This window comes from Achromobacter xylosoxidans (assembly GCF_002192695.1).
Lineage (GTDB): Bacteria > Pseudomonadota > Gammaproteobacteria > Burkholderiales > Burkholderiaceae_B > Achromobacter > Achromobacter xylosoxidans_C.
Genome location: NZ_MTLG01000011.1, coordinates 123,870 through 148,124, shown reverse-complemented (window position 1 = coordinate 148,124; position 24,255 = coordinate 123,870). Strand labels below are relative to the sequence as shown.

The following is a 24,255-nucleotide window of genomic DNA, read 5'->3' as shown; positions in this document are numbered from 1 at the left end:
GAAACTTGGCGTCAGCTGGGGCGACTGGACTTCGTAGTGTTCTCGCGGACGTTGGGGGTGGGCGAAGGTCTTGCGGTGCCCGCCCCAGGCCGGCCGCCCGGGCGGCCTCTTGGGGCTTACGCGGCGTCTTGCGGTTGGTGATGGCGCTGCGCGCTGATGATGAGCTGTGCGCGAACAGGAAGCGGCGTTGATCGACGAACTGCATATGAATGCGTGCCGGCACCAGCGCGCAGCGTCATCCGTACAACTAACAATGCCCATATGCCAAAGAAGGCCGCCCGCGCGGCCGTCTTTGGCGTCCCTGCAAGATCTTTTTCTCTCCCCAACCGGGGAGAAGAATGCCAAGCACACCACCCGCCCCAGCGGCCGGCAAGATTCAAAAGCGGAGCCTGGCGCGGCGGCGCCCGGGGTGGCGCGGGGCGTCGATAAGCCCGAGGGAATCCGAAGGAACCGCCGCAGGCGGTGACGAGGATGACGAAGGGGAAGTCCGGAGCGAAGGCTCCGGACCGCAATCGTTGCCCCGCGCCATCCCGGGCGCCGCCGTGCCAGGCGTCTTAAGAACCCGACCATCCGCCTGCAATAAAATACGCCCCCATGAACACCCCAGAACCCCAAGCCGACCTCGACCGCCGCTTCGGCAGCCTTTCCCGCCTCTACGGCCCCGAAGCCCCGACCCGCCTGCGTAACGCCCACGTGGCAATAGCAGGCCTGGGCGGCGTAGGTTCCTGGACCGTCGAAGCCCTGGCGCGTTGCGGGGTAGGCGCGTTGACGCTCATCGACCTGGACCACATCGCCGAATCCAACGTCAACCGCCAGATCCACGCGCTGACCGAGACGCTCGGCCAGTCCAAGGTCGATGCCATGGCCGAACGCGTGCTGGCGATCAATCCGGAATGCCGGCTGACGCGGGTGGATGACTTCGTTTCGCCCGAGAACGTCGCCGAGGTCCTGCCCGGCCCGTACTCCGTCATCATCGACTGCACCGACCAGGCCGCGGCCAAGATCGCGATGATCCTGCATGCGCGCGAAATCGGCGTGCCCATGCTGTTGTGCGGCGGCGCCGGCGGCAAGACCGATCCGCTGGCCCTGCGCGCCGGCGACCTGTCGGCCGCGGTCAACGATGCGCTGCTGTCCAAGCTGCGCAACAAGCTGCGCCGCGAACACGGCTTTCCGCGGGCTTCCGACCAGAACGGCAAGGCCTTGAAGCGCGTGCCAAAAATGGGCATCCACGCCCTGTGGTTCGACCAGCCCGCCATCCTGCCCGACGCCTGGACCCGCCCCACCGAAGGCGAGGACGACATGGGGGCCTCAGGAGAAGTCCTGGCGCCGCAAGGCCTGTCCTGCGCCGGCTATGGCTCGGTCGTGACCGTCACGGCCGCCATGGGCATGGCGGCGGCCAACGCAGCCCTGCGTCTGGCAATCTGAACGAACACGAACGGCCCTACAGGGCCACGAACACCACCCCGTCCTCGATCCTGACCGGATACGTGGCAATGTTCTCGCGCAGCGGCGAACAGAGCGCGCGCCCGTCGCGCACGTCGAAGCGCCCCTGATGCAACGGGCATTCGATCTCATGCCCCTCTAGAAAGCCGTCGCACAGCCGCGCATTGCCGTGCGTACAGAGGTTGGCGGTGGCGTAGACCTCGCCCTCCACGCCATACAGCGCGATCTCGCGGCCGCCGGCCTGCACGGCGATGACGTCGTCTTCAGGCACTTCGTCCCGCGCGATGGCCTTGATCCATTGCGTGCTCATGGTTGTGCTGTCCTTGTTCATTCAGATGGGGTAGATGAGCGAATTCGGCACCAGCTCGCTGTCGAAGATGCAGAGGCGCGATTCGAACTTGAGCCCGTCCGGGCCGTGCCGCACCACGTCCAGGTAGCGGCCCACGTTGAACACCGTGGTCAACTGGCTGGGCTTGGTGCGGAACACGGCGTAGTTGGCCTCGGACTCGATGCGGTCGCCCTGCACCGACAGCACGCGCGGCGCGCCCACCACGTGGCGCTGGTAGTAGGGGTCGTGGAAGATCGTGTCGGTGGCGCCGTAGATGCGGTCCTTCAGCATGCCGCGGCTTTCGAAGGACATGGTCGCCAGCGGATAGCCGCGCTCGTGGTTCTCGCGCGGCAGCACCTTGTAGACGCAATCCTCCAGGAAGAACTCGGGCCACTTCTCCCATTCCTCCGCGTCCAGCGCGGCGGCGTAGTCGTTGTACAGGCAGGTCAGTTGGTAGTAGAGGGGAAAGTCCAGCATCGTCAGGCCTCCATGACCCGCCGCCAATACGCGTACATGCCGCGGATCAGCGTTTCCGTGACCATGTGGTCGGTGTTTTCGGCGGTCTTGCCGCCCAGTTCCGCCACGCTGCGGTGCCAAGGCTTCTGTTCGAAGCCTGATTGCGAAAACTCGATGACCTCGCCATCGTCCGCGGACACGAAGCCCGCCGGGCCGAACAGATTGGCCTGGCGCAGCCGGCGGCGCGTCATCTCGGGCGTGTCGTCGGCGAAACCGAAGTGCGTCCAGACGAAGTCGAAGGCGTCGTGGCCCACCGGCTGGATGTAGCGGGTGGACAGCGAGTTCACCTGCTGCTGGATGATGACGCTGGGAAACAGCGTCATCAGCACGGCGGTGGGACCGTTCCACCAGGGTTCCGGCACGATGTCGAGGAAGCGGTCGTCGTTCAGCGACATCTGCTCCTTGAAGCTGGACACGCCGCTGGTCACGCTGCCCTTGCCGCCCTGGCCGCGCGTCGAGATCATGGCGGCGTGGCGCAAGTGCTGGTCCATCTTCAGCTCGGAGCGGTTGTCGGCCCGCCACAGGCCGAAGGTGACGAACCAGGTGTGCAGCAAGCCCGGATGGTACGGATCCTTGATGTTCTCCTGCATCAGCTTCCAGTTGCCGGGGATGCGCTGGCGGCTGTAGCCGTGGATCACCAATTCGCGGCCGTCGAAGACCCGGTCGAAGTAATGCTGGATGTCCGGCCCCAGATAGTCCTCCAGCGGCTCGACATCGTGGTCGAACGAGGCGAACACCACGCCATTGCGGCAGGCCACCGCCAGCTTGGTCAGGCCGTGCTCTTCCGGCTTGAAGTCTGGCGGCATGCCGCCGTTGACCTTGCCGTCCTGCTTGACGCCGCGGCGGAACGGCACGCCTATCAGGTTGCCCTGCAGGTCGTAGTTCCACTGGTGGTACGGACAGACGAATTCGCTGCGGTTGCCGGAACGTTCGCGGCAGAACTGCACGCCGCGGTGGGCGCACACGTTTTCCACCACGCGCACCTGGCCGTCGTTGTCGCGCAGCAGGATGACGGAGCGTTCGCCTACCGCCGTGCGCTTGAAGTCGCCGGGATTGGGGATCTCGGCCTCCAGGCCCACGTAGCTCCAGTGGGCGCGGTAGAAGAACCGCTCCATTTCGCGCTGATGCAGGGCGGCGTCGGTGTAGACGCCGAAGGGGATGCGGTGGGATCCGTCGTCCTGCCAGCGCGGGGCGAATTGGATGGGCTGCTCGGGGGCGTTCATGATCCGCTCCGGCGGCAGGGCGCGGCGGCGGGCAGCGTACAGGTACGCATGGCGTGTCTCCTTGGTTCGGCGGACCGCGGGAGCGGTCCGGCAGAGCCGGCGCGGCATGGGCGCTGGCGTTTGTCGCATCATCGGGCAGATAGTGAAATAAATAAATAGAATCTACTTAATGAGATAAATCACCAGAATCAATATTGGTGGAGACAGCCCATGAACCTGCAAGACGTGGACCTGAACCTGCTGGTCGTCTTCAATGAACTGCGCAAGCACGGCCGGGTGTCGGCCGTGGCCGAGAGCCTGGGCATTTCACAGCCCGGCGTCAGCAACGCGCTGGGCCGGCTGCGCAAGCTGTTGGGCGATGAGCTTTTCCTGCGCACCTCGCGCGGCATGGTGCCCACGCCCTACGCGCAGGATTTGGCGCAGCCCATCGCCGCCGCGCTGGAGGCGCTGCACAGCACCTTGAACGCCCGCGCCGCGTTCGACCCCGCGCACAGCGGGCGCGCCTTCGTGATCGGCGTGAACGACGTGGGCGAGACCTATTTCCTGCCGCGGCTGATGCGCGCGCTGGACCGCGCCGCGCCCGGCGTCACGGTGCGCACCGTGCGCACGACCTCGATCGACGTGAAGGACGAGATGGAGCGCGGCCGCATCGACCTGGCCATGGGCTTCCTGCCCGACCTGAAAAGCGGCTTCTTCCAGCGCCTGCTGTTCCGCCAGCCTTATGTATGCATCTTCCGCCGCGATCATCCCCTGGCGCGCACCGGGGTCTCGGCCCGGCAGTTCCGCGCAGCCGAGCACGTGGCGATCGCGTCGGAAGGCACGGGCCACGGCGTGGTCGACCAGGTGATAGGGCAGGCCGGCATCCGGCGGCGCCTGCGCCTGACGGTGCCGCACTTCATCGCGGTGGGGCCGGTATTGGCCGCCACCGACATGATCGCCGTGGTGCCCCAGCGCTTCGCCGACTGCGCCTGCGGTCCGTTCGGCCTGGCGACCGCACCCTGTCCGGTGAAGATCCCGGAGTCGGTCATCAATGTGTTCTGGCACGCCCGCAACCACCGCGAGCCGGCCAACCAGTGGCTGCGGCAGGTGGTGGTCGACGAGTTCGCGGATTAAGCGTCGCGCAGCGTCACCGGAAACCAGCCGCGCAGCGCGTTGGACAGGCGGATTTCCTCGGCGGCGTGCAGGTCGGCCAGGGTCAGGACGCGTTCTTCCACGCGATCCGTTTCCAAAAGCTCGGCGCGCTGCACGCCGGGCAGGCAGCCGCTGTCCACGGGCGGCGTGTACCAATCGCCGTCCAGGCGCAGATAGACGTTGCTGCGGCTGCCTTCGCAGAGTTCGCCGCGTTCATTCAGATAGAGCAGGTCGAAGATGTGCGGATGCGAGGGCAGCCATTCGATGGTCTTGGTGTACCAGGGGCGGTAAGTGGTCTTGTAGCGCAGCAGCGGTTCGGATGAGCGCAGCGCTTCGGGCGCCAGCATGGCTTCCTGCGCAGGGTGCAGGGGCGGCAGCGGCGCGGTCTGGATGTTGCGGCTGCCGTCGCGCGCCACCAGCAGGCGCAGCCGGTGCGGCCCCGGCGTGGCCAGGCCCAGCGCGGTAATCATGATGTCGGCCTCGACGGCCCGGCCGCCCCAGCCGTAGCCCAGGGCCTTGCAGGACGCTTCCAGGCGCTTGAGGTGGCGCGCCAGCAGCGGCACGCGTCGTTCGGCATCGACCAGGATGGTCTCGATCAGTTCGGGTTGCATGGGACTCTCCTGGGGTAAAGGTGCGCTGCCGCCGCGCTCTATCCTACTACCGATGGCCGCCGGCGAGCAGGGGCGCCGGACGCCTGGGCCGCGGCCTCAGGCCCGCAGGATCCGGGCCTTCCAGTGGCATTCCTGCCATTCCTCGGCCGGGTCCGAATCGTGCACGATGCCCCCGCCCACGCTATAGACGCCGTGGCCGGCCGGGTCCAGCACCAGGGTGCGGATGGCGACATTCAGCGAGAAGTCGCCGTCCGGCGCCAGCCAGCCGATGCTGCCGCAATACAGGCCGCGCGGCGCCGTTTCCATCTGGCGGATGCGGCGCATGGCCGCCACCTTGGGGGCGCCGGTGATGGAGCCGCAGGGAAACAGCGCGCGCAGCACCTCTTCCAGCGAGGCATGCGGCGCCAGCGCCGACACCGTGGACGTCATGGTCCAGACGGTGGGGTAGCGCTCCAGCGAGAACAGCGCGTCGACCCGCACCGAGCCCGGCTCGGCCAGGCGGCCCAGGTCGTTGCGCAGCAGGTCCACGATCATCAGGTTTTCGGCGCGGTTCTTTTCGCTGGCCAGCAGCGCCTGGCCCAGCCGTTCGTCCTCGGCCGGATCGGGGTGGCGCGGGGCCGTGCCCTTCATCGGGCGCGTGGTCAGGCGCGGGCCGTCGCGGCGCACGAACAGTTCGGGCGAAAACGACAGCACCGTGCGCTCGCCGTCCTGGATGAACGCGCCGTGCGCCACCGGATTGCGGGCGGCAATGCGCCGGTACAGGGTGGCCGCGTCGCCCTGGAATTGCAGGTCCAGCGGCTGGGTGTAGTTCACCTGATACAGCTCGCCGTCGCCGATCAGGCCGCGGATGGCCTCGATCTGGCGCACGTACTCCGCCTCGGTCATGCGCGGCGCGGGCAGGCTGATGGCGGCCGGCGCGCTGCCTGCATCCGGCGCGTCCCAGGTCGCTTCGTCCTGCTTGCGTTCGAATGCAAGCGCCGTCAGGCGCGGCCTGCCATCGTCGCGCGGCGGCGTCCAGGGGCCGGCGGGCGGCGCCATGGCGGCTTCGGGCAACAGCCATTCGCCCAGTTCGTAGTCCAGCAACAGGGCGATCCAGCGCCCCTGCCGCCGCTGCGCTTCGATGGCCGCGAGAGCAGGGGCGACCTCGGCGGCAGAGCGCGCCTCGATCCGCGAGCACAAGCCCTCGAATCGCCGCGCGCGGCCGGCCAGCCGGTCTTCAAAACGACATTCCATGCTTCTTACTGCTGTTGATGTGCCAGGAATTCCTTCAGGACCCGTCCGGTATGGGAATGGTCGCTCAGGGTCATGACGTGTTCGGGCGAGCCTTCGCCCACCAGCTTGCCGCCGCCCGTGCCGCCTTCGGGGCCCAGGTCCAGCAGCCAGTCGGCCTCGGCGATCACGTCCAGGTTGTGCTCGATCACCACCACCGTATTGCCGGCTTCCACCAGGCGGTGCAGCACGTGGATCAGCTTTTCCACGTCGGCCATCGAGAGGCCGACGGTGGGCTCGTCCAGCACGTACAGCGTATGCGGGATGCGGGATGCGCGGCCGGTCTTGATCAGGCCGTCGGTCAGGCGCGCCTTGGACAGCTCGGTCACCAGCTTGATGCGTTGCGCTTCGCCGCCCGACAGCGTGGGCGAGGGCTGTCCCAGCGTCAGGTAGCCTAGGCCCACGTCCTGCATCAGCTGCAACGGGCGGTGGATCTTGGGATGCGCCGCGAAGTAGCCGATGGCGTCGTCCACTTCCATGGCCAGCAGTTCGCCGGCGTTCTTGCCGCGCATCTGCACGCTGAGCGTGTCGTTGTTGAAGCGCGCGCCGTTGCAGGCGTCGCAAGGCACCTTCACGTCCGGCAGGAAGTTCATCTCGATGGTGCGCATGCCCTGGCCTTCGCAGATCGGGCAGCGGCCGTCGCCGGTGTTGAACGAGAAGCGCGCCGCGGTCCAGCCGCGCATGCGCGATTCGCGGGTGTCGGCGAATTGCTTGCGCACATCGTCCCAGAAGCCCACATAGGTGGCCGGGCACGAGCGCGGCGTCTTGCCGATGGGCGTCTGGTCCACTTCCAGCACGCGGTCGATGGCTTCCCAGCCCTTGATGCTCTCGCAGCCCGCCCAGCCCGGCGCCTTGCCTTGCGACACGGCCTGCATCAGGTTGTCCAGCAGCACTTCGCGCGCCAGCGTGGACTTGCCCGAGCCCGACACGCCGGTCACCACGCTCAGGCGGCCCACCGGAATCTTCGCGTCCACGCTGCGCAGATTGTGCAGGCGCGCGCCCTTGATCTCGATCATGGGCGTGTCGGCCTCGACCGGCCGGCGTCCTTGCAGCGGGTGCTGCAAGGGTTTGGCCAGATAACGGCCGGTGACCGATTCGGGCGCGTCGATCAGGTCCTGCGCGCTGCCCTGGGCCACCACGCGACCGCCGCGGATGCCCGCGCCCGGTCCGATGTCGATGATGTGCGAGGCGCGGCGGATGGTGTCGTCATCATGCTCCACCACCACCAGCGTGTTGCCGTTGCCTTCCAGGCGCGCCAGCGCGTCCAGCAGGATGCGGTTGTCGCGCGGGTGCAGGCCGATGGTCGGTTCGTCCAGCACATAGCAGACGCCTTGCAGATTCGAACCCAGTTGCGCGGCCAGGCGGATGCGCTGCGCTTCGCCGCCGGACAGCGTGGGCGCGGCGCGGTCCAGCGCCAGGTAGTTCAGGCCCACTTCCTGCATGAAGTTCAGGCGTCCGCGGATTTCCGTGAGGATGTCGCGGGCGATCTCGCCTTCGCGGCCGCGCGCCACCAGCCCGGTGAAGAAGGTATGCGCGTCCGACACCGGCAGCGAGGCGAGTTCGGCGATGGACTTGTCGCGCCAGCGCACGGCGCGGGCGACGCGGTTCAGGCGCTGTCCGTCGCATTGCGTGCAGGGCTTGGCCTCGCCTTCGTACCAGGCGTTCCAGGCGGTTTCCTCGCCGGTCTGCTCTTCATCGAAGCCTTGCAGTTGCAGGCCCGTGCCGTAGCAGCCCGTGCACCAGCCATGCTTGGAGTTGTACGAGAACAGGCGCGGATCCGGCTCGGGGAAGCTGGTGCCGCAAGACGGGCAGGCGCGCTTGACCGAGAAATGCTGCTGCTGCAGGTCGCTGTCCAGCGCCTCGTGCAGCTTGTTCACCGGCCAGACCACGGACATCACGCCCTGGCCGTTTTCCAGCGCGTTCTTGACCGCCGCGCGCAGCTCGGCCTCGTTGGCCGGGTCCACCACCACGTCCGCGATCGGCAGCTCGATGGTGTGTTCCTTGTAGCGGTCCAGGCGCGGCCAGGGGGCGACGGGAATGAACTCGCCGTCCACGCGCAGGTGCGAGTGGCCCTTGGAGCCTGCCCATTTGGCCAGGTCCGTGTAATAGCCCTTGCGGGCCGTGACCAGCGGCGCCAGCAGGCCGATGTGCACGCCCTTGTGCTCGCGCAGCAGCCGCGCCACGATCTGGTCGGTGTTCTGCGGCTCCACCGCCACGTTGCAATCCGGGCAGTATTGCGTGCCCAGCTTGACGTACAAGAGGCGCAGGAAGTGGTGGATTTCCGTCATCGTGGCCACGGTGGACTTGCGTCCGCCGCGGCTGGTGCGCTGCTCGATGGCGACCGTGGGCGGGATGCCGAAGATGGCGTCCACGTCCGGCTTGCCGGCCGGCTGCACGATGGCGCGGGCGTAGGCGTTGAGCGACTCCAGGTAGCGGCGCTGGCCCTCGTTGAACAGGATGTCGAAGGCCAGCGTGGACTTGCCCGAGCCGGACACGCCTGTGATGACGGTGAACTTGTCGCGCGGGATTTCCACGCTGACGTTCTTCAGGTTGTGCTCGCGGGCATTGCGGATCTCGATCGCCATGTTGGCTTGGCGGCGCTCGCGCATCAGGGACTGCAGCGGGCGGCCCACGTCCGCGCCGTAGGCTTCGCCGGGCTCGGCGATGCGGGCGGTCAGGCCGGCCTGCTCCACTTCCTGCGCGTCGGCGTCGGTGCTTACCACCACGTCGGCCGGCAGGATGCTGACTTCGTAGTCGCGCAGGGCGGCGCCCGTATGCGACTTGGGGTTGTCCATCAGGTCCTGCGGCGTGCCGGTGCCGATGACCAGGCCGCCGGCGTCGCCGCCTTCGGGACCCAGGTCGATCAGCCAGTCCGCCGCGCGGATCACGTCCAGGTTGTGCTCGATCACCAGCAGCGTGTGGCCGGCGGCCAGCAGCTTACGGAACGCGCGCATCAGCCGCGCCACGTCGTCGAAGTGCAGGCCGGTGGTGGGTTCGTCGAACAGGAACAGGCTACCCTTCTTGGCGACCTTGGCGGTGGAAATGCCGCTGCGCGCGGCTTCGGCCAGGTGGCCGGCCAGCTTCAGGCGCTGCGCCTCGCCGCCCGACAGGGTGGGCACGGGCTGCCCCAGCCGCACGTATTCCAGGCCCACGTCGGCCAGCGGTGCCAGGCCGGTCTGCACGTCGCGCAGGCCCTTGAAGAAGTCCAGCGCCTCGCTGACCGTCATCTCCAGCACTTCATCGATGGACGCGCTCTTGCCCAGATGTTCGACGCGCACTTCCAGCACTTCCGGGCGGAAGCGCTTGCCGTCGCAGTCCGGGCAGCGCAGGTAGACGTCCGACAGGAACTGCATCTCCACATGCTCGAAGCCGGTGCCGCCGCAGGTCGGGCAGCGGCCGTCGCCGCCGTTGAAGCTGAACGTACCCGCGGTGTAGGCGCGTTCACGCGCCAGCGGCGCTTGCGCGAACAGCTTGCGGATCGCGTCGAACGCGCCCACGTAGCTGGCCGGGTTGGAACGCGCGGTCTTGCCGATGGGGGTCTGGTCCACCATGACCACGTCGGCGATCTGTTCGGCGCCCAGCAGGCGCTCGAAGGCGCCGGGCGCTTCCGAGGGCTTGCCCTTCTGCTTGAGCAGGGCGGGGAACAGCACGTCCTGCACCAGCGTGGACTTGCCCGAGCCGGACACGCCGGTCACGCAGACCAGGCGGCCCAGCGGCAATTCGACGGAGACGTTCTTCAGGTTGTGCGCGCTGACGCCTTCCAGCAGCAGCCGCGGCGTGTTCGCCGCCACCGGCATCGGACGCGGCGCTTCCACGCGCTGGCGGCCGCCCAGGTAATCGCCCGTCAGCGTGCGCGCCGCGCGCAATTGCGACGGCGTGCCGTCGAAGACGATCTGGCCGCCGCGTTCGCCGGGGCCGGGGCCGATGTCGATGATGCGGTCCGCGGCCACCATGACCTGCGGGTCGTGCTCCACCACCACCAGCGTGTTGCCGGCGTTGCGCAGCCGGTGCATGACTTCGACCACGCGGTGCATGTCGCGCGGATGCAGGCCGATGGACGGTTCGTCGAGCACGAACAGGGTGTTCACCAGCGAGGTGCCCAACGCCGTGGTCAGGTTGATGCGCTGCACCTCGCCGCCCGACAGCGTGCGGCTCTGGCGGTCCAGCGTCAGGTAGCCCAGGCCCACGTCGCACAGGAACTTGAGACGCGCCCGCACTTCGGTCATGAGCAGGTCGGTGGCGGCGTCCAGCGCGCCGGAGAACGACAGGGTGTCGAAGAAGGCCCGCACCCGTTCGATGGGCAGCAGCATCACGTCATGGATGGACAGGCCGCCCAGGCCTTCGAGCTGTTCGCGGCTCCAGTTGGCGCCCACGGGCATGAAGCGCTTGTAGCGGCCGTCTGCCGGCGGCAGCACGGTGTCGGCTTCTTCCTTGGTGCCCAGGCGCCAGAGCAGCGCATCGGGCTTGAGGCGCGCGCCGTTGCAGGTGGGGCAGGGCGTGTAGCTGCGGTACTTCGACAGCAGCACGCGCACGTGCATCTTGTAGGCCTTGGTTTCCAGCCAGTCGAAGAAGCGCTGCACGCCGTACCACTGGTGCTTCCAGGCGTCGTTGCCGCCCTTCCAGTCGGGCGTGCCGTAGAGCACCCAGCGCTTGTGCTCTTCGCTCATGCTCTTCCAGGGCACGCCCAGCGGCACGCCGGCCTTGGGCGCGTACTTCTGCAGTTCGTCCTGGCATTCCTTGTACGACGGCGTGGTCCAGGGCTTGATGGCGCCTTCCAGCAGGGTCTTGTTTTCGTCCGGGATGACCAGGCCGAAATCGATGCCGATCACGCGGCCGAAGCCGCGGCAGGCCTCGCATGCGCCCAGGGGCGAGTTGAACGAGAAGCTGCTGGGCAGGGGATCGGTGTACTCGATGTCGCAATCCGCGCAATGCAGGCGGTCGCTGTATTTCCAGATGTGCGCGTTGCCGCCCTCGGCGTCCATGACGTACACGGCCAGATGGCCGGCGCCCATGCGCAGCGCGGTGTCCAGCGCTTCCATCACGCGTTCGCGCTCGGTGCCGGCGAAGCGGAAGCGGTCCTGCACCACGTGCAGGATGCGGCGCGATTCGGTGCTGCCTTTCGCGGCCTTGGCCTTCTTGGCGCCCTTGGCCGGGGCGGCCGCGCGCGGCGCGGCGTTTTCCTCGGCGTGCACGCGGGTGTAGCCCTGCTGCTCCAGGAAGCCGCGCACTTCTTCTTCGGTGAAGTTGGCGGGAACGGCGATGGGGAAGGTCACCACCAGCCGCGGATCGCCGGCGGCGGCGGCGCGTTCGGCCAGCGAGTGGTACACGGAATCCGGCGTGTCGCGCCGCACCACCTTGCCGCAGCCGCGGCAATACAGCTTGGCGCCGCGCGCGAACAACAGCTTCAGGTGGTCGTTCAGTTCCGTCATCGTGCCGACCGTGCTGCGCGAACTGCGCACCGGATTGGTCTGGTCGATGGCGATGGCGGGCAGGATGCCTTCGATGCGGTCCACCTGCGGCTTGTCCATGCGGTCCAGGAACTGGCGCGCATAGGGCGAGAAGGTTTCCACATAACGCCGCTGCCCCTCGGCGTAGAGGGTGTCAAAGGCCAGCGAACTTTTGCCGGACCCCGACACGCCGGTCACGACGACCAGTTCGCCGGTGGCGATGGTCAGGTCCAGGTTCTTGAGATTGTTCTGGCGGGCGCCAACGATGCGAATTTGGGAGCTCATGGACGGTATCGTAGCCTGAGGGGAGAGGCCTGCCCGAGCGACAACCCATCGCTGGTTCCGAGCGCGGCGATATGGAATAATTGACTATATTGTGAGTCATGTGTCCAAAATGTGGACAACCGCAAGGCTCACTAGCTGTACAAATAAACAGTATCGCAGATTCGTCTGAAATTCGCGCTGTCCGCGTTGCGCATTCTGCAGATTCATTGCTAAAGGCTTGCCGCCCTTAGTTGGAGACATCGTTGCTGGAAACCAAGGTCCCGGGCGCTGCGGCGTTCGCCAAGTTCATGACGGTGCTGCAGGCGGTGGCGGATGCGCCGCAGCCGCCCACGGCTGCGTCGCTGGCGCGCAGCTGCGGCTATCCCCGGCCGACCGTCTACCGTATCGTCGCGGCGCTGGCCGAGCAGGGCATGGTGGCCGAAACCGGCGGCGCCTACCGCCTGGGGCCGCGCCTGATGTCGCTGGCCAGCCGCGCCTGGTCCCAGTTCGACCTGCGCGCGGCGCTGGCGCCCGACCTGCAGGCCTTGCGCGACGAAACCGGCGAAACCGTGCACCTGGCCGTGCCCGCCGGGCACGAGATGACCTATATCGACAAGCTGGAAAGTCCCGGACCGGTGCGCATGGCCTCGCGCGTCGGGGCTTCGGTGGCGCTGCATTCCAGCGCGGTCGGCAAGGCCTATCTGGCGGCGCTGGACCCGGCCTCGCGCGAACGCCTGCTGCGCGAGCTGCCGCTGGCCGCGCGCATGCCGGGCACCGTGACCAGCCTGCCCGAACTGCGCGCCGTGCTGGACGTGGCCGCCGCCCGCGGTTACGCCACCGACGACGAAGAAAACGAAGCCGGCATCGTCTGCTACGGCGTGGCCCTGTGCGATGCGGCCGGGCGGCCCATTGCCGGCGTCAGCGTCAGCACCTTGTTGTTCCGGCGGCGCGACGACCCGCAAGCCGCCTATATCGAACCCTTGCTGCGGCTGCGCGATGCCGCCGCGGCCAAACTCGCCGTCCTGCCGGTATCACCCGGCGGCGCCTGACCGCCTGCCTCCAAGGAATGCCATGACCGCAACCGCTGCCCCTCTCGCCTCCAAGCTCTCCACCCTGCTGGCCTCCCGGGTCGTCCCCGTGCTGCGCTACACGGACGCCGCCACCGCCGCCTATGCGGCCGAAGTCGCGGTGGCCGCTGGCTGCACCACGCTGGAACTGACCTGGACCATCCCCGGCGTCACCGATTTGCTGCGGGCGCTGCGCGACAAGCACGGCAGCGAGCTGCTGCTGGGCGTGGGCACGGTGCTGGACCAGCAGCAGGCGCGCGAGGCCCTGGTCGCGGGCGCGGATTTCCTGGTGTCGCCGGCGCTGGCCACCGACATCGTCGACCTGGCGCACGCGGCCGACGCGCTCTGCCTGCTGGGCGCGTTCACGCCCACCGAAGTGCTGGCGGCGCGCCGCGCGGGCGTGGACGTGGTGAAGATCTTCCCGGCGGACACGGGCGGCCCCAAGCACCTGGCGGCGCTCAAGTCGGTCTACCCGGACACCATCTTCTGCCCCACGGGCGGCGTCACCCAGGACAACATGGGCTCGTACTTCGCCGCCGGCGCCGCCATCGTCGGCATCGGCAGCAACCTCTATGACAAGGCGGCCTTCGCCGCCCGCGACACCGCCGCGCTGGTGGCGCAGATCATCCGCACCCGGGAGGCCGCCCATGGCTGATTTCGATATCGTCGCGCTGGGCGAACCGCTGGTCGAACTGAACCAGACGCACCAGGACCAGCGCCAGTACCTGCAGGGCTTCGGCGGCGATACGTCCAACGCTGTCATCGCCGCGGCGCGGCAGGGCGCAAGCTGCGCCTATCTGACGCGCGTCGGCAACGATGCCTTCGGCCAGCAGTTCCTGGACTTGTGGCAGGCCGAGGGCGTGGATACCTCGGGCGTGCAGGTGGACCAACAGGCGCACACCGGCCTTTATTTTGTGCAGCACGGCCCGGACGGCCACGCCTTCAGTTATCTGCGCCGCGGCTCCGCCGCCAGCCTGATGACGCCGTCCAGCCTGGACTCGGGCCTGATCGAGCGCGCCCGCTACCTGCACGTGTCGGGCATCAGCCTGGCGATCAGCACCAGCGCCTGCGACACCGTGTTCGCCGCCATCGAGCGCGCGCACGCGGCCGGCGTTCAGGTCAGTCTGGATTCGAACTTGCGGCTGCGCCTGTGGCCGGTGGACCGCGCCCGCGCCGTGCTGCGCGAGACCATGCGCACGGCCGACCTGTTCCTGCCCAGCATGGACGACATGCAGCACCTCACCGGCAACGACGATCCGGAACGCACGCTGGACTGGATCCGCGACGCCGGCGCCAGCGGGGTGGTGGTGCTGAAGCTGGGCAAGGACGGCTCCATCATCGACGACGGCCACCGCCGCGTGCCCGTGGCCGCCCTGCGCGTGGACGCGGTGGACGCGACCGGGGCGGGCGACTGCTTCGCGGGCAGCCTGCTGGCGCGCCGCTGCCAGGGCGATTCCTGGGAAGACGCGGTGCGTTATGCCAATGCCGCGGCGGCCCTGTCCACCCTGGGTTACGGCGCGGTCGACCCGCTGCCGCGCAAGGAACAGGTGCTGGAACGGCTGAAGAGCCTAGCTGGCTGATCGCGGCAGGGCTTCCCGGGCAGGCGCGGGCGCCTGCCCAGACTGGCAGGACGCTGTTCCGTCCCGCATTTGACCGCAGCTGGCGCGAACGTGGCGGAAACGCCGCATTTTCGCGTCATTGGCGCCGTCAGGGCATTTCAGGCTAAAATGCCAAGTTACCCGAATTTTCCGCCAGCCCAGTATCCGGTTGTGCGGGCAACATTTCCGCAAATTCAACAGGAGAATCAACATGGCTGAACGCAAACGCGTGCGTCGCAACACCCTGGAACGCCGTTGCCTGGGCAAGGCTTTCAAGCGCTTGTTCGTCAAGTCGCCCAAGGGCGTGTTCAAGATGCTGGAAAAGATCAAGCGCGTCTAATCGACGCGTCGCGCCGGGGCTTGCCCCGGCCTGATCAAAAAAAACCCGCAAGGCGCGAGCCAGCGGGTTTTTTTTCGTCTTGCCGGCCGAGGGGCGGGCCTATTTCTTGTCCTGGGGCGGACCGAGCTTGGGCCGGATGAAGTCCATGAAGGCCCGGGTCTTGGCGGGCTGGATGCTGGACGGATACACCACGTAGATCGAGATCGGATCCACCGACCAGCCCGGCAGCACCCGCTTGAGCGAATTGCGCTTGATGATGGGCTCCAGCGCCAGGCAGTGCGGCATGCGCGTGATCGCCAGGTCCAGGCCCGCCAGGGTGCCCGCGATGCTCATATTGTTGGCCGCCAGGTGGCCGCTGACCGGCACGCGTTCACTGACCGCGCCGCGGCGCAGCGTCCAGTGCGAATGCGCCTCGTCGATGGTGGTGCGCAGGCACTGGTGTTGGGTGAGATCCGCCGGCGTCTTGGGTTCGCCATAGCGTTCCAGATAGCGGTCGGAGGCATACAGGTAGTTGTTCAGGGAGACCAGCTCCTGCACGACCGCACCGCTATGCATGCTCCGGTTGCCGTTGAGATCGGCGGCACTGGCCGACGCCAGCGGGTAGTCCGCGTTGCTGCCAAAGCGCAGCACGATGTCGAACGGGGTGCCCTGCGCATCGGAAGCCGTCAGCATGCTCAGGTCGAACTCGCACTCCACTTCCGGATAGCGGTCGGTGAAATCATTGATGGTTTCCGGCAGCAGCCAGATCGCCAGGCTGTAGGGCATGGATACCCGCAGGTTGCCTGAGGGGCCGCCGGACAGCGATTGCAGCTGTTCATGCGCCAGCCGGGCTTCATCGATCAGGCCCTGGCAGCGGCGCATGTAGGCCGCGCCCGCTTCGGTGAGATCCAGGCGGCGCGTGTTGCGGTTGATCAAGCGCAGGCCGATGGCGCGCTCCAGCTCGTTGATGCGGCGCGATAAAGTCGAGGTCGGCATATTCAGCGCGCGCGCCGCCAGGCTGAAGCTTTTGCGCTTGGCAACCTCCACGAACAAGGCGATGTCATTGAGCTGGACGGTCGAAGCTTCCATAGGCATTCCGGTTTTGGCCGCCCGAGTGTACGCCACTACGGTACGCGTCCCAAGATCGGCGCGGCCGCTCCAAACCCTGCGAATCGGCATTTCTGTCAGATTTGATTGCAAATTTGAGCAGCGCGGGACCGGTGCGCGCAGACATATCCCCTAAACTTCAGGCGAAAACACCAAAACCAAGACCGCAGCGCTTGCAAGACGCATCGCAAAGGGGCTCAGTGGGCATGACCGACACACCAACTTTTTTCACTGTTTTAACGCCCACCTACAACCGGGCGGGCACGCTGCACCGGGTATATGAATCCCTTTCCCGCCAGACTTTCCGGGATTTCGAATGGGTCGTGGTGGACGACGGTTCCACCGACAATACCCATGAAGCCATCCTGGACTGGCAGGCGCGCGCCGATTTTCCGATCCGCTATTTCTGGCAGAACAACCGCCACAAGAAAACTGCCTTCAACCGCGGCGTGCGCGAGGCGCGCGGCGAACTCATCGTCGGCCTGGACAGCGACGACGAGATGCCGCCCGACGCCCTGGCCACGTTCAAGCAGGCCTGGGACAGCATTCCGCCGGCGCGGCGCGAATCCTACGTGGCCGTGACGGGCCTGTGCGCGCGTCCCGACGGCAGCATCGTCGGCGACCGTTATCCGCAGGACGTGTTCGACAGCACGGCCGTGGACGTCTATTTCCGCTATCGCATCAAGGGCGAGAAGTTCGGCTGTATGCGCACCGACATCCTCAGGAAGTATCCTTTCCCCGAGGATGTCGCGGGCTTCGTGCCGGAAAGCCTGGTGTGGTGGGCGATCGCGCGCGCGGGTTATCTCAGCCGCTTCATCAACCGCGTGGTGCGTACCTACCACGACACGCCTGGCGGCCTGAGCCAGGGCGCGGTCTCGGTGGGCAACAACGCCCAGGGCCTGTACCTGCTGGCCTGGGACATGCTGCAGCACCATCTGGAATTCTTTCGCTACCGGCCGCGCGAGTTCATCATGGCCGCGGCGCGCTATACCCGCTTCCGGCTGCATCTGAAGCACTCCGGAGTGGCGACGGCGGTGCAGGCCTACAAGCTGACCAATCCGGCAGCGAAGTTCATGGTCGCGGTCATGTGGCCGCTGGGGTATGCCCTGTACCGCCGCGACAGGCGTCGCGGCGTGGCCTAGGACCTGCCGCGCGGGCAGGTCCCCCTGGGCGTTTTACGCCGGCGCCGCGGCGGGCGCCCCGTGTCCCAATCCCAGATACACCTCGACCACGCGCGGATCCTGCGCCACCTGGGCGGCCGGGCCTTCCAGCGTGACGGCGCCAGTCTCCAGCACATAGGCGTAATCGGCCACCTGCAGCGCGGCGCGGGCGTTCTGCTCGATCAGCAGGATGGACACGCCCATTTCGCGCAGGCGCGCGACGATGCGGAACACTTCGCGCACGATGCGCGGCGCCAGGCCCAGGCTGGGTTCGTCCAGCATCAGCAGCTTGGGCTTGGCCATCAGCGCGCGGCCCACCGCCAGCATCTGGCGTTCGCCGCCGGACAGGGTGCCGGACAGCTGGGCGCGGCGCTCACGCAGGCGCGGAAACAGCTCGTAGACCTCGGCCAGCGTCTGGTCCTGGTCGCGCAAACCGCAGCGGAAGCGGTGGAACGCGCCCAGCATCAGGTTGTCTTCCACCGTCATCTCGGCGAACAGCTCGCGCTTTTCGGGCACCAGGTTCATGCCTGCGGCCACCATTTCCTCGATCTCGGCGTGTTCCTGCGGCTTGCCGCCAAAGACGATCCGGCCGTTGGACGGCAGCACGCCCATGATGGCCGACAGCAAGGTCGTCTTACCGGCGCCGTTGGGCCCGATCACGGTCACGATCTGGCCTTCGCCCACCGTCAGGCTGACGCCCGAAATGGCTTCGATCTTGTCGTAGGCCACGCGCAGGTCGCGCACTTCCAGCAAATTCGCGCTCATCATTCCACTCCGCCCAGATAGGCTTCAAGCACCGCGGGGTTGTGCTGGATCTCGGCGGGCAGGCCCTCGGCGATCTTCTCGCCGAAGTCCATGACCACCACGCGGTCCACCAGCCCCATCACGAAGTCCATGTCGTGTTCCACCAGCAGGATGGCCATGCCTTCGGCGCGCAGCTTCTTCAGCAGTTCGGCCAGTTCGCATTTTTCCTGGTAGCGCAGGCCGGCGGCGGGCTCGTCCAGCAGCAGGATGCAGGGATCGGACGCCAGCGCGCGGGCGATTTCCAGGATGCGCTGCTGGCCCAGGGCCAGCGAACCGGCTTCGTCGTGCAGATGCTTGCCCAGCCCCACGCGTTCGACCTGGCGCGCCGCTTCGGCCAGCAGGCGCGATTCCTCGGCGCGGTCCAGCCGCCAGGCGGCCGGCAGCACGCCGCGATGGCCGCGCAGGTGGGCGCCGATGGCCACGTTTTCCAGCACGCTCATGCGGCCCAGCAGGCGCACGTGCTGGAAGGTGCGCGACAGGCCCAGCCGCGCGATGCGGCGCGCGCCGGTACCAGCCACGGAGTGGCCCAGCAGCGTCACCGTGCCGGAAGTCGGCGTGTCCACGCCCGAGATCTGGTTGAACATGGTGCTCTTGCCCGCGCCGTTGGGGCCGATCAGCGCCAGGATTTCGCCGGCGCGGATTTCCAGGTTCATGGCGTTGTTGGCGACCAGGCCGCCGAACTTGCGCGTCACGTCCACGGCCTTCAACACCACCTCGCCGCGCGGCGGCATGGGCTTGCGCGGCAGCGGCTCGGCATTCATGTCCAGCTTGCGCGGTTGCTTCTTCACCGGCACGCAGCGCGTCAGGACCGGCCACAGGCCGCTGCGGGCGCGATGCAGCAGCAGCACCATGCCGAAGCCGAACACGATCACTTCGAAGTTGCCGGTCTGGCCCAGCAGCTTGGGCATCCAGTCCTGCAGCCATTGTTTGAGCACGGTGAAAACGCCGGCGCCGACCAGCGCGCCCCAGACCTGTCCCGCGCCGCCGATGACGGTCATGAACAGGTATTCGATACCCATCTGTAGGCCGAAGGGGTTGGGGTTCACGAAGCGCTGCATGTGCGCGTACAGCCAGCCCGAGGCGCAGGCCTGCAGCGCCGCGATGATGAAGATCACCATGCGCGAGCGGGCCGTGTCCACGCCCATGGATTCGGCCATCACGCGGCCGCCCTTCAAGGCGCGGATGGCGCGGCCTTCGCGCGAGTCCAGCAGGTTCTGCGTGGACCATACGGCCACCAGCAGGAAGGCCCAGATCAGGTAATAGATGTTGTCGCCCTGGTTCAGCGTCCAGCCGAACAGGTTGATGGCGGGAATGTCCGGAATGCCGGTGTGGCCGCCCAGGCCCTCGACCGAGCCGAAGACGAAGTACAGCGACAGGCCCCAGGCAATCGTGCCCAGCGGCAGGAAATGGCCCGACAGCTTCAGCGTGATCGCGCCCAGCAGGTAGGCGATGACCAGCGTCAGCAGCAGCCCGGCCAGCAAGGTCAGCCAGGGCGATGCGCCCAGCCAGCCCAGCCAGGACGGCAGCGTGTCCGCGCGGGTGGTCAAGAGCGCGGTGGTGTAGGCGCCCACGCCCACGAAGGCGGCCTGCCCGAAGCTCGTCAGGCCGCCGACGCCGGTCAGCAGCACCAGGCCCAGCGCCACCATGGCGTACAGGCCGATGTAGTTCAGCAGCGTCACGTAGAACGGGGGCAGCACCAGCGGGCCCAGCGCCAGCAGCGCCAGGAATGCGAGGAGGATATGGCGCGGGTTCATTCGTCTTCTTCCTCGACGTGATGGCTTTTCAGTGAACGCCAGAGCAGCACGGGGATGATCAGCGTGAACACGATGATTTCTTTGTAGGCGCTGGCCCAGAACGAGGAGAAGGCTTCGATCAGGCCGACCAGGATGGCGCCGGCCGCGGCCAGCGGATAGCTCACCAGGCCGCCGATGATGGCGCCCACGAAGCCCTTCAGGCTGACCATGAAGCCGGAGTCGAAATACATGGTGGTGATGGGGGCGATCAGGATGCCCGAGACCGTGCCGATCAGCGCGGCCAGGAAGAACGTGGCCTTGCCGGCGAAGATCGGCGAAATGCCCATCAGCCGCGCGCCCAGCCGGTTGAAGGCGGCCGCGCGCAGGGCCTTGCCGTACATCGAGCGTTCAAAGAACTGGTAGAGCACGACGATGAGCAGGGCGGACACCGCCACCACCCACAGCGCCTGGCTGTTGACGTTCAATGGTCCCAGCGCCAGGCTGGCGTCGCTGAAGGGCGCCGTGCGGGCGCCTTCCGCACCGAAGGCCAGCAGTCCCAGGCCGACCAGCGCCAGGTGCACGGCAATGGAGACGATCAGCAGCACCAGCGTCGAGGCCGACGCGATGGGCTGGTAGAAGAGGCGGTACAACTGCGGTCCCATCGGCACCAGCAGCAGCAGCGTCAGCAGCGCCTGCGCCGCCATCGGCAGTTGGGCCAGCGGCAGGTTATAGAACAGCGCGGCCAGCACCAGCGGATAGGCCAGTTTGACGGCCATGCGCCAGGCGCCGCGGTTGCGCCCGGGACGCTTGCGGCGCGCCAGCAGATCGGCGCCGACCTCGGCCAGCGCGAAGGCAAACAGCAGCCACACCAGCAGCACCGGCTTGCCGGCCTGCAGCGCGGCCATGGTGAGCGCGCCGAACGCGACGAACTCGCCTTGCGGGATGAACAGCACGCGGGTGACGGTAAAGACCAGCAGGATGGACAAGGCCAGCAGCGCATAGATGGCGCCGTTGGTGATGCCGTCCTGCCCGAGTATCAGGGCAATCTGAGCATTCATGCGAAATTCCGGGTAAGACAGACAAGCACGCCAGGCACCTCATTCCCCATCCGCGCGCCTACGGAGCAAACTCTGCGCATCCTCGGGATGCCGCGGAGCCGGCTTTGCCGGTCCGCAGGCATGCCCCCTGGGGGGAAGCGCGTAGCGCTTCGGGGGGAGCCCACCTTGCGGAGCCGGGCTCCGCCGGTCCGCAGGCATGCCCCCCAGGGGGGGGAAGCGCGCAGCGCTTCGGGGGGGACTATTTCACCAGTGTCCAGGCGCCGTCCTTGACGGTGATGAGTTCGCGGCCGCGGTCATCGAAGCCGCTATGGTCGGCGGCGCTCATGTTGTAGACGCCCTGCGTGCCGACCAGCTCCTTGGTCTGCTCCAGCGCATCGCGCAGCGCGTTGCGGAACTCCTTGGTGCCCGGCTTGCCGGCCTTTTCCGCCAGCGGCACGGCCTTTTCCAGCAGCAGGCCGGCGTCATAGACGTTGGCGCCGAAGGTGGCGGGCTTGGAGCCGTTGAGCTTCTCGTAGGCGGCGATGTAGTCCGAAGCGACCTTCTTGGACGGGTTGCTGTCCGGCATTTCCGGCAGCACCAGCATCAGGCTGGCGGCCAGCACCGTGCCTTCGACCTTCTTGCCGCCCAGCTTCAGGAAGTCGGGCAGGGCAGCGCCGTGGGTCTGGTAGAACTTGCCCTTGTAGCCCTGATCGAACAGGGTGGTCTGCGGCAGCACGCTGGCGGCGCCGGGAGCGGCCACCAGCACGGCGTCCGGCTTGGCGGCCAGGATCTTCAGCGCCTGGCCGGTGACCGAGCTGTCAAAGCGCAGGTAGCGCTCGTTGGCGGCGATCTTGATGCCCTTTTCGGCGGCCAGGCCCGAGAAGACCTTGTACCAGTTCTCGCCGTAGGGATCGTTCAGGCCGATGAAGCCGACCGTCTTGATGCCGGTCTTGGCCATGTGGTCGACCAGCGCGCGCGCAATGATGTCGTCGTTCTGCGTGGTCTTGAAGACCCACTTCTTCTGGTCGTTCATGGGCAGCACGACGGCCGCGGTACCCACCGGCGCCAGCATCGGGACGCCGGCTTCCGCTGCGAACTGGATCACGCCCATGGCGTTGGGCGAGCCCGACGGGCCGATCAGCGCGTCCACGTTCTGTTCCGAGATCAGCTTCTTGAATGCCGTCACCGAGTTGGTGGAATCGCTGGCGTCATCCAGCGAGATGTATTCCACGGTCAGGTCGCCGATTTTCTTCGGCAGCAGCGGCACGGTGTTCTTCTGCGGAATCCCCACCAGGGCCGTGGGGCCGGTGGACGAGGTGACGACGCCGACCTTGACTTGGGCCAGGGCGGGCAGGGCGAACAGCGCGGCTACCGCGGCGGCAGCGGCCAGGGGGAGTTTCTTCGACAGCATGGCAAAACCTCCGGATAGGGAGCAGGGTGGGGGTGCGGCTGGAAAACGGAGAAAACGGGTACTTCTGTGCTTGCTTGGTTTGCTTTAATACTTGTTGCTTAAACTTTCTGTGCGCAGGCTCGCACTGTAGACCCGGTCCGCAGTGCTTACCTATCCGTCAAAACCCGAAGCGGCGCGCGATGCGCGTTCAGATGGTGATGGAACTGACGCTGGCGCCGCCGCAGACGAACAGCGTCTGGCCGGTGACGAAGCTGTTGGCGGGATCCGAGAAGAACATGACGGCGCGCGCCACGTCGTCGGAACGCCCCAGGCGCTTGACCGGTATGCCGGCCGCCAACTGCTTTTCGCGTTCGCTGCCGGGCTCGATCACTTCGTAGAACATGTCGGTCTGGATCGGGCCGGGCGCCACCACGTTGACCGTGATGCCATAGGGCGCCAGCTCCAGCGACCAGGTGCGCGCCATGCCCACCATGCCGGCCTTGGTGGCCGAATAGGCGGTGCGGGTCGGCAGGCCCAGGGCGCCGCGCGAGGACATCATCACGATGCGGCCGAACTTGCGCTCCTGCATGCCGGGCAGGGCGGCCTGCACCAGGCTGATGGCCGCGCCCAGGTGGATCTGCGTCAGGCCGTGCAGTTCTTCCTGCGTGACCTGCGGCAGCAGGTTGGGCCAGATGACGCCGGCGTTGTGGATGACGTGGCTGATGGGGAACTGGGCGGCGGCTTCGGCGCCCGCTTGCGCGGTGGCCTCGGCGTCCAGCAGGTCCACCTGCACGTTGTGCAGGCGCGGGTGGCTGAAGTCGGCGGCGCGGCGCGCCATGGAGATCACTTCGTAGCCTGCGTCCAGCATGCTGCGGCAGATCTCGGCGCCGATGCCGGCGCTGCCGCCGGTGACGATGGCGACGTTGGTGTGCGTCATGGATATCCCCCTGTTGTCGTTGTCGTGAGGCCGGCTTAGGCGCGGCCGGCTCAGGCCTTGGGCGCCAGCGCCAGCACGCGCAGCGGGCTGCCCGAGCCGCTGCGGATCTTGAGCGGCGCCGAGAAGATCACCGCGCCGGTGGGCGGCAGCTGGTCCAGGTTGGTCATGCACTGCAGGCCGTAGCGGTTGTTGCCGTGCATGTAGTAGTGGCAGGGATAGGGGGGATCCAGGTGCTGCGCCTGGCCCGCGTCGGTGCCGACCGACTCAGTGCCGAAGCCGTGCACGTCGCGCTCCTTGATCAGCCAGGGCACCACTTCAGCGTCCGGGCCGGGCGAGTGCGCGCCGTCTTCCTGCAGGTTCAGGTAGTCGGCGGGCTTGGCGCGCTTGGACCAGTCGGTGCGCATCAGTACCCAGGAACGCGCGGGGATGCGGCCGTGCCGCTCTTCCCACTTTTTCACGAAGTCGATGGTCAGCAGGAAGTCCGGGTTGTCGCGGGACTCCGCCGAGCAATCGATGACGCAAGCGCTGGCGATGAAGGCTTCGATGGGAATCGTGTCCACCGTGTTGTCGGGCTGGTCCTTGCCCGTGACCCAGTGGGCCGGCGCGTCGAAGTGGGTGCCGGTGTGCTCGGAACACGAGAAGTTGTTCCAGTACCAGGCGGGGCCGCGCTCGTCGTAGCGCGAGATTTCCTCGATGCGGAACGGCCAGGCCTGGCCGAACTCCGGCGGCAGCACGATGGTGGGGAATTCCGGCGTCAGCGTCTCGGTCAGGTCCACCACGCGGATGCGGCCGGACACCAGTTCGGCCATGAATTGGGCAAGAATGTTTTGGCTCATGCTGTTCCTCTCGGTTCGTGCGTTGTCGGGGCAGG

Annotated in this window: 20 protein-coding genes; 7 read left to right on the top strand and 13 right to left on the bottom strand. The window is 67.3% G+C overall.

The features are described from left to right. The first annotated feature begins 594 nt into the window (after nt 1-594). The gene (locus BRO63_RS03115; RefSeq protein WP_088138484.1) at nt 595-1,425 is read left to right on the top strand and encodes a tRNA threonylcarbamoyladenosine dehydratase; all 831 of its coding nucleotides are present in this window, start codon (nt 595-597) and stop codon (nt 1,423-1,425) included. A gap of 16 nt (nt 1,426-1,441) precedes the next feature. Here the strand turns inward: BRO63_RS03115 and BRO63_RS03110 are convergent, their stop codons facing one another. Genes BRO63_RS03110 through BRO63_RS03100 form a run of 3 tightly spaced genes read right to left on the bottom strand, consistent with a single transcriptional unit; the run spans nt 1,442 to nt 3,510 of the window. Further along, nucleotides 1,442-1,753 (bottom strand): non-heme iron oxygenase ferredoxin subunit, encoded by a 312-nt coding sequence (locus BRO63_RS03110; protein ID WP_088138621.1) that lies wholly within the window; start codon nt 1,751-1,753, stop codon nt 1,442-1,444. Nucleotides 1,754-1,774: 21 nt separating this feature from the next. Next, on the bottom strand, nt 1,775-2,248 hold the full coding sequence (locus tag BRO63_RS03105) for an aromatic-ring-hydroxylating dioxygenase subunit beta (RefSeq protein ID WP_088138483.1): 474 nt from the start codon (nt 2,246-2,248) through the stop codon (nt 1,775-1,777). A 2-nt stretch (nt 2,249-2,250) separates the two neighbouring features. Beyond that, nucleotides 2,251-3,510, bottom strand: a complete 1,260-nt coding sequence (locus BRO63_RS03100) for an aromatic ring-hydroxylating dioxygenase subunit alpha (RefSeq protein WP_088138482.1) — start codon at nt 3,508-3,510, stop codon at nt 2,251-2,253. Nucleotides 3,511-3,720: 210 nt separating this feature from the next. Here BRO63_RS03100 and BRO63_RS03095 point away from each other — a divergent pair, with 210 nt between their 5' ends. Next, nucleotides 3,721-4,623 carry a LysR family transcriptional regulator gene (locus tag BRO63_RS03095; RefSeq protein ID WP_054457424.1) on the top strand — a complete coding sequence of 301 codons (903 nt, stop codon included), beginning with the start codon at nt 3,721-3,723 and terminating at the stop codon, nt 4,621-4,623. Here BRO63_RS03095 and BRO63_RS03090 read toward each other — a convergent pair. The 3 genes from BRO63_RS03090 to uvrA all read right to left on the bottom strand — a co-directional run bounded on the left by BRO63_RS03090 (nt 4,620) and on the right by uvrA (nt 12,253). Next, entirely contained in the window at nt 4,620-5,252 is a 633-nt protein-coding gene (locus BRO63_RS03090) for an aminotransferase class IV family protein (protein ID WP_088138481.1), read from the bottom strand. The genes BRO63_RS03095 and BRO63_RS03090 overlap by 4 nt on opposite strands. 96 nt (nt 5,253-5,348) lie before the next feature. Then, a complete protein-coding gene (locus BRO63_RS03085) occupies nt 5,349-6,485 on the bottom strand; it encodes an aminodeoxychorismate synthase component I (protein WP_088138480.1) in 1,137 nt (378 codons plus the stop codon). A 5-nt stretch (nt 6,486-6,490) separates the two neighbouring features. After that, nucleotides 6,491-12,253, bottom strand: coding sequence for an excinuclease ABC subunit UvrA (gene uvrA, locus BRO63_RS03080; protein ID WP_088138479.1), 5,763 nt, complete (start codon nt 12,251-12,253; stop codon nt 6,491-6,493). Nucleotides 12,254-12,495: 242 nt separating this feature from the next. Here uvrA and BRO63_RS03075 point away from each other — a divergent pair, with 242 nt between their 5' ends. From BRO63_RS03075 to BRO63_RS34395, 4 genes are all read left to right on the top strand, one after another. Further along, nucleotides 12,496-13,281: an IclR family transcriptional regulator gene (locus tag BRO63_RS03075; protein ID WP_088138478.1), complete on the top strand. Its 786-nt coding sequence runs from the start codon at nt 12,496-12,498 to the stop codon at nt 13,279-13,281. 22 nt (nt 13,282-13,303) lie between these two features. Then, entirely contained in the window at nt 13,304-13,954 is a 651-nt protein-coding gene (locus BRO63_RS03070; RefSeq protein ID WP_088138477.1) for a bifunctional 4-hydroxy-2-oxoglutarate aldolase/2-dehydro-3-deoxy-phosphogluconate aldolase, read from the top strand. After that, nucleotides 13,947-14,879 (top strand): sugar kinase, encoded by a 933-nt coding sequence (locus BRO63_RS03065; protein ID WP_088138476.1) that lies wholly within the window; start codon nt 13,947-13,949, stop codon nt 14,877-14,879. The genes BRO63_RS03070 and BRO63_RS03065 overlap by 8 nt, the downstream gene beginning before the upstream one ends. 229 nt (nt 14,880-15,108) lie before the next feature. Further along, entirely contained in the window at nt 15,109-15,237 is a 129-nt protein-coding gene (locus BRO63_RS34395) for a hypothetical protein (RefSeq protein WP_006226408.1), read from the top strand. Nucleotides 15,238-15,336: 99 nt separating this feature from the next. On the opposite strand, the gene BRO63_RS03060 is transcribed toward BRO63_RS34395, so the two are convergent. After that, nucleotides 15,337-16,305, bottom strand: a complete 969-nt coding sequence (locus BRO63_RS03060; RefSeq protein WP_088138475.1) for a LysR family transcriptional regulator — start codon at nt 16,303-16,305, stop codon at nt 15,337-15,339. 224 nt (nt 16,306-16,529) lie between these two features. On the opposite strand from BRO63_RS03060, the gene BRO63_RS03055 reads away from it, so the two are divergent. Then, complete coding sequence (locus BRO63_RS03055) at nt 16,530-17,465, top strand: glycosyltransferase family 2 protein (protein WP_088138474.1); 936 nt, start codon at nt 16,530-16,532, stop codon at nt 17,463-17,465. Between the two features lie 33 nt (nt 17,466-17,498). Here BRO63_RS03055 and BRO63_RS03050 read toward each other — a convergent pair whose 3' ends face one another. The 6 genes from BRO63_RS03050 to BRO63_RS03025 form a co-directional block, all read right to left on the bottom strand. Beyond that, nucleotides 17,499-18,248, bottom strand: coding sequence for an ABC transporter ATP-binding protein (locus BRO63_RS03050; protein ID WP_088138473.1), 750 nt, complete (start codon nt 18,246-18,248; stop codon nt 17,499-17,501). Beyond that, nucleotides 18,248-20,041: a branched-chain amino acid ABC transporter ATP-binding protein/permease gene (locus BRO63_RS03045; protein WP_088138472.1), complete on the bottom strand. Its 1,794-nt coding sequence runs from the start codon at nt 20,039-20,041 to the stop codon at nt 18,248-18,250. Before BRO63_RS03045 ends, BRO63_RS03050 begins: the two co-directional genes overlap by 1 nt. Further along, nucleotides 20,038-21,078, bottom strand: a complete 1,041-nt coding sequence (locus BRO63_RS03040) for a branched-chain amino acid ABC transporter permease (protein ID WP_059371591.1) — start codon at nt 21,076-21,078, stop codon at nt 20,038-20,040. The genes BRO63_RS03045 and BRO63_RS03040 overlap by 4 nt, the downstream gene beginning before the upstream one ends. 238 nt (nt 21,079-21,316) lie before the next feature. Continuing rightward, nucleotides 21,317-22,468: an ABC transporter substrate-binding protein gene (locus BRO63_RS03035; protein WP_088138471.1), complete on the bottom strand. Its 1,152-nt coding sequence runs from the start codon at nt 22,466-22,468 to the stop codon at nt 21,317-21,319. A 187-nt stretch (nt 22,469-22,655) separates the two neighbouring features. After that, complete coding sequence (locus BRO63_RS03030) at nt 22,656-23,384, bottom strand: SDR family NAD(P)-dependent oxidoreductase (protein WP_088138470.1); 729 nt, start codon at nt 23,382-23,384, stop codon at nt 22,656-22,658. Nucleotides 23,385-23,434: 50 nt separating this feature from the next. Then, on the bottom strand, nt 23,435-24,220 hold the full coding sequence (locus tag BRO63_RS03025) for a cyclase family protein (protein ID WP_088138469.1): 786 nt from the start codon (nt 24,218-24,220) through the stop codon (nt 23,435-23,437). Nucleotides 24,221-24,255: the final 35 nt, after the last annotated feature.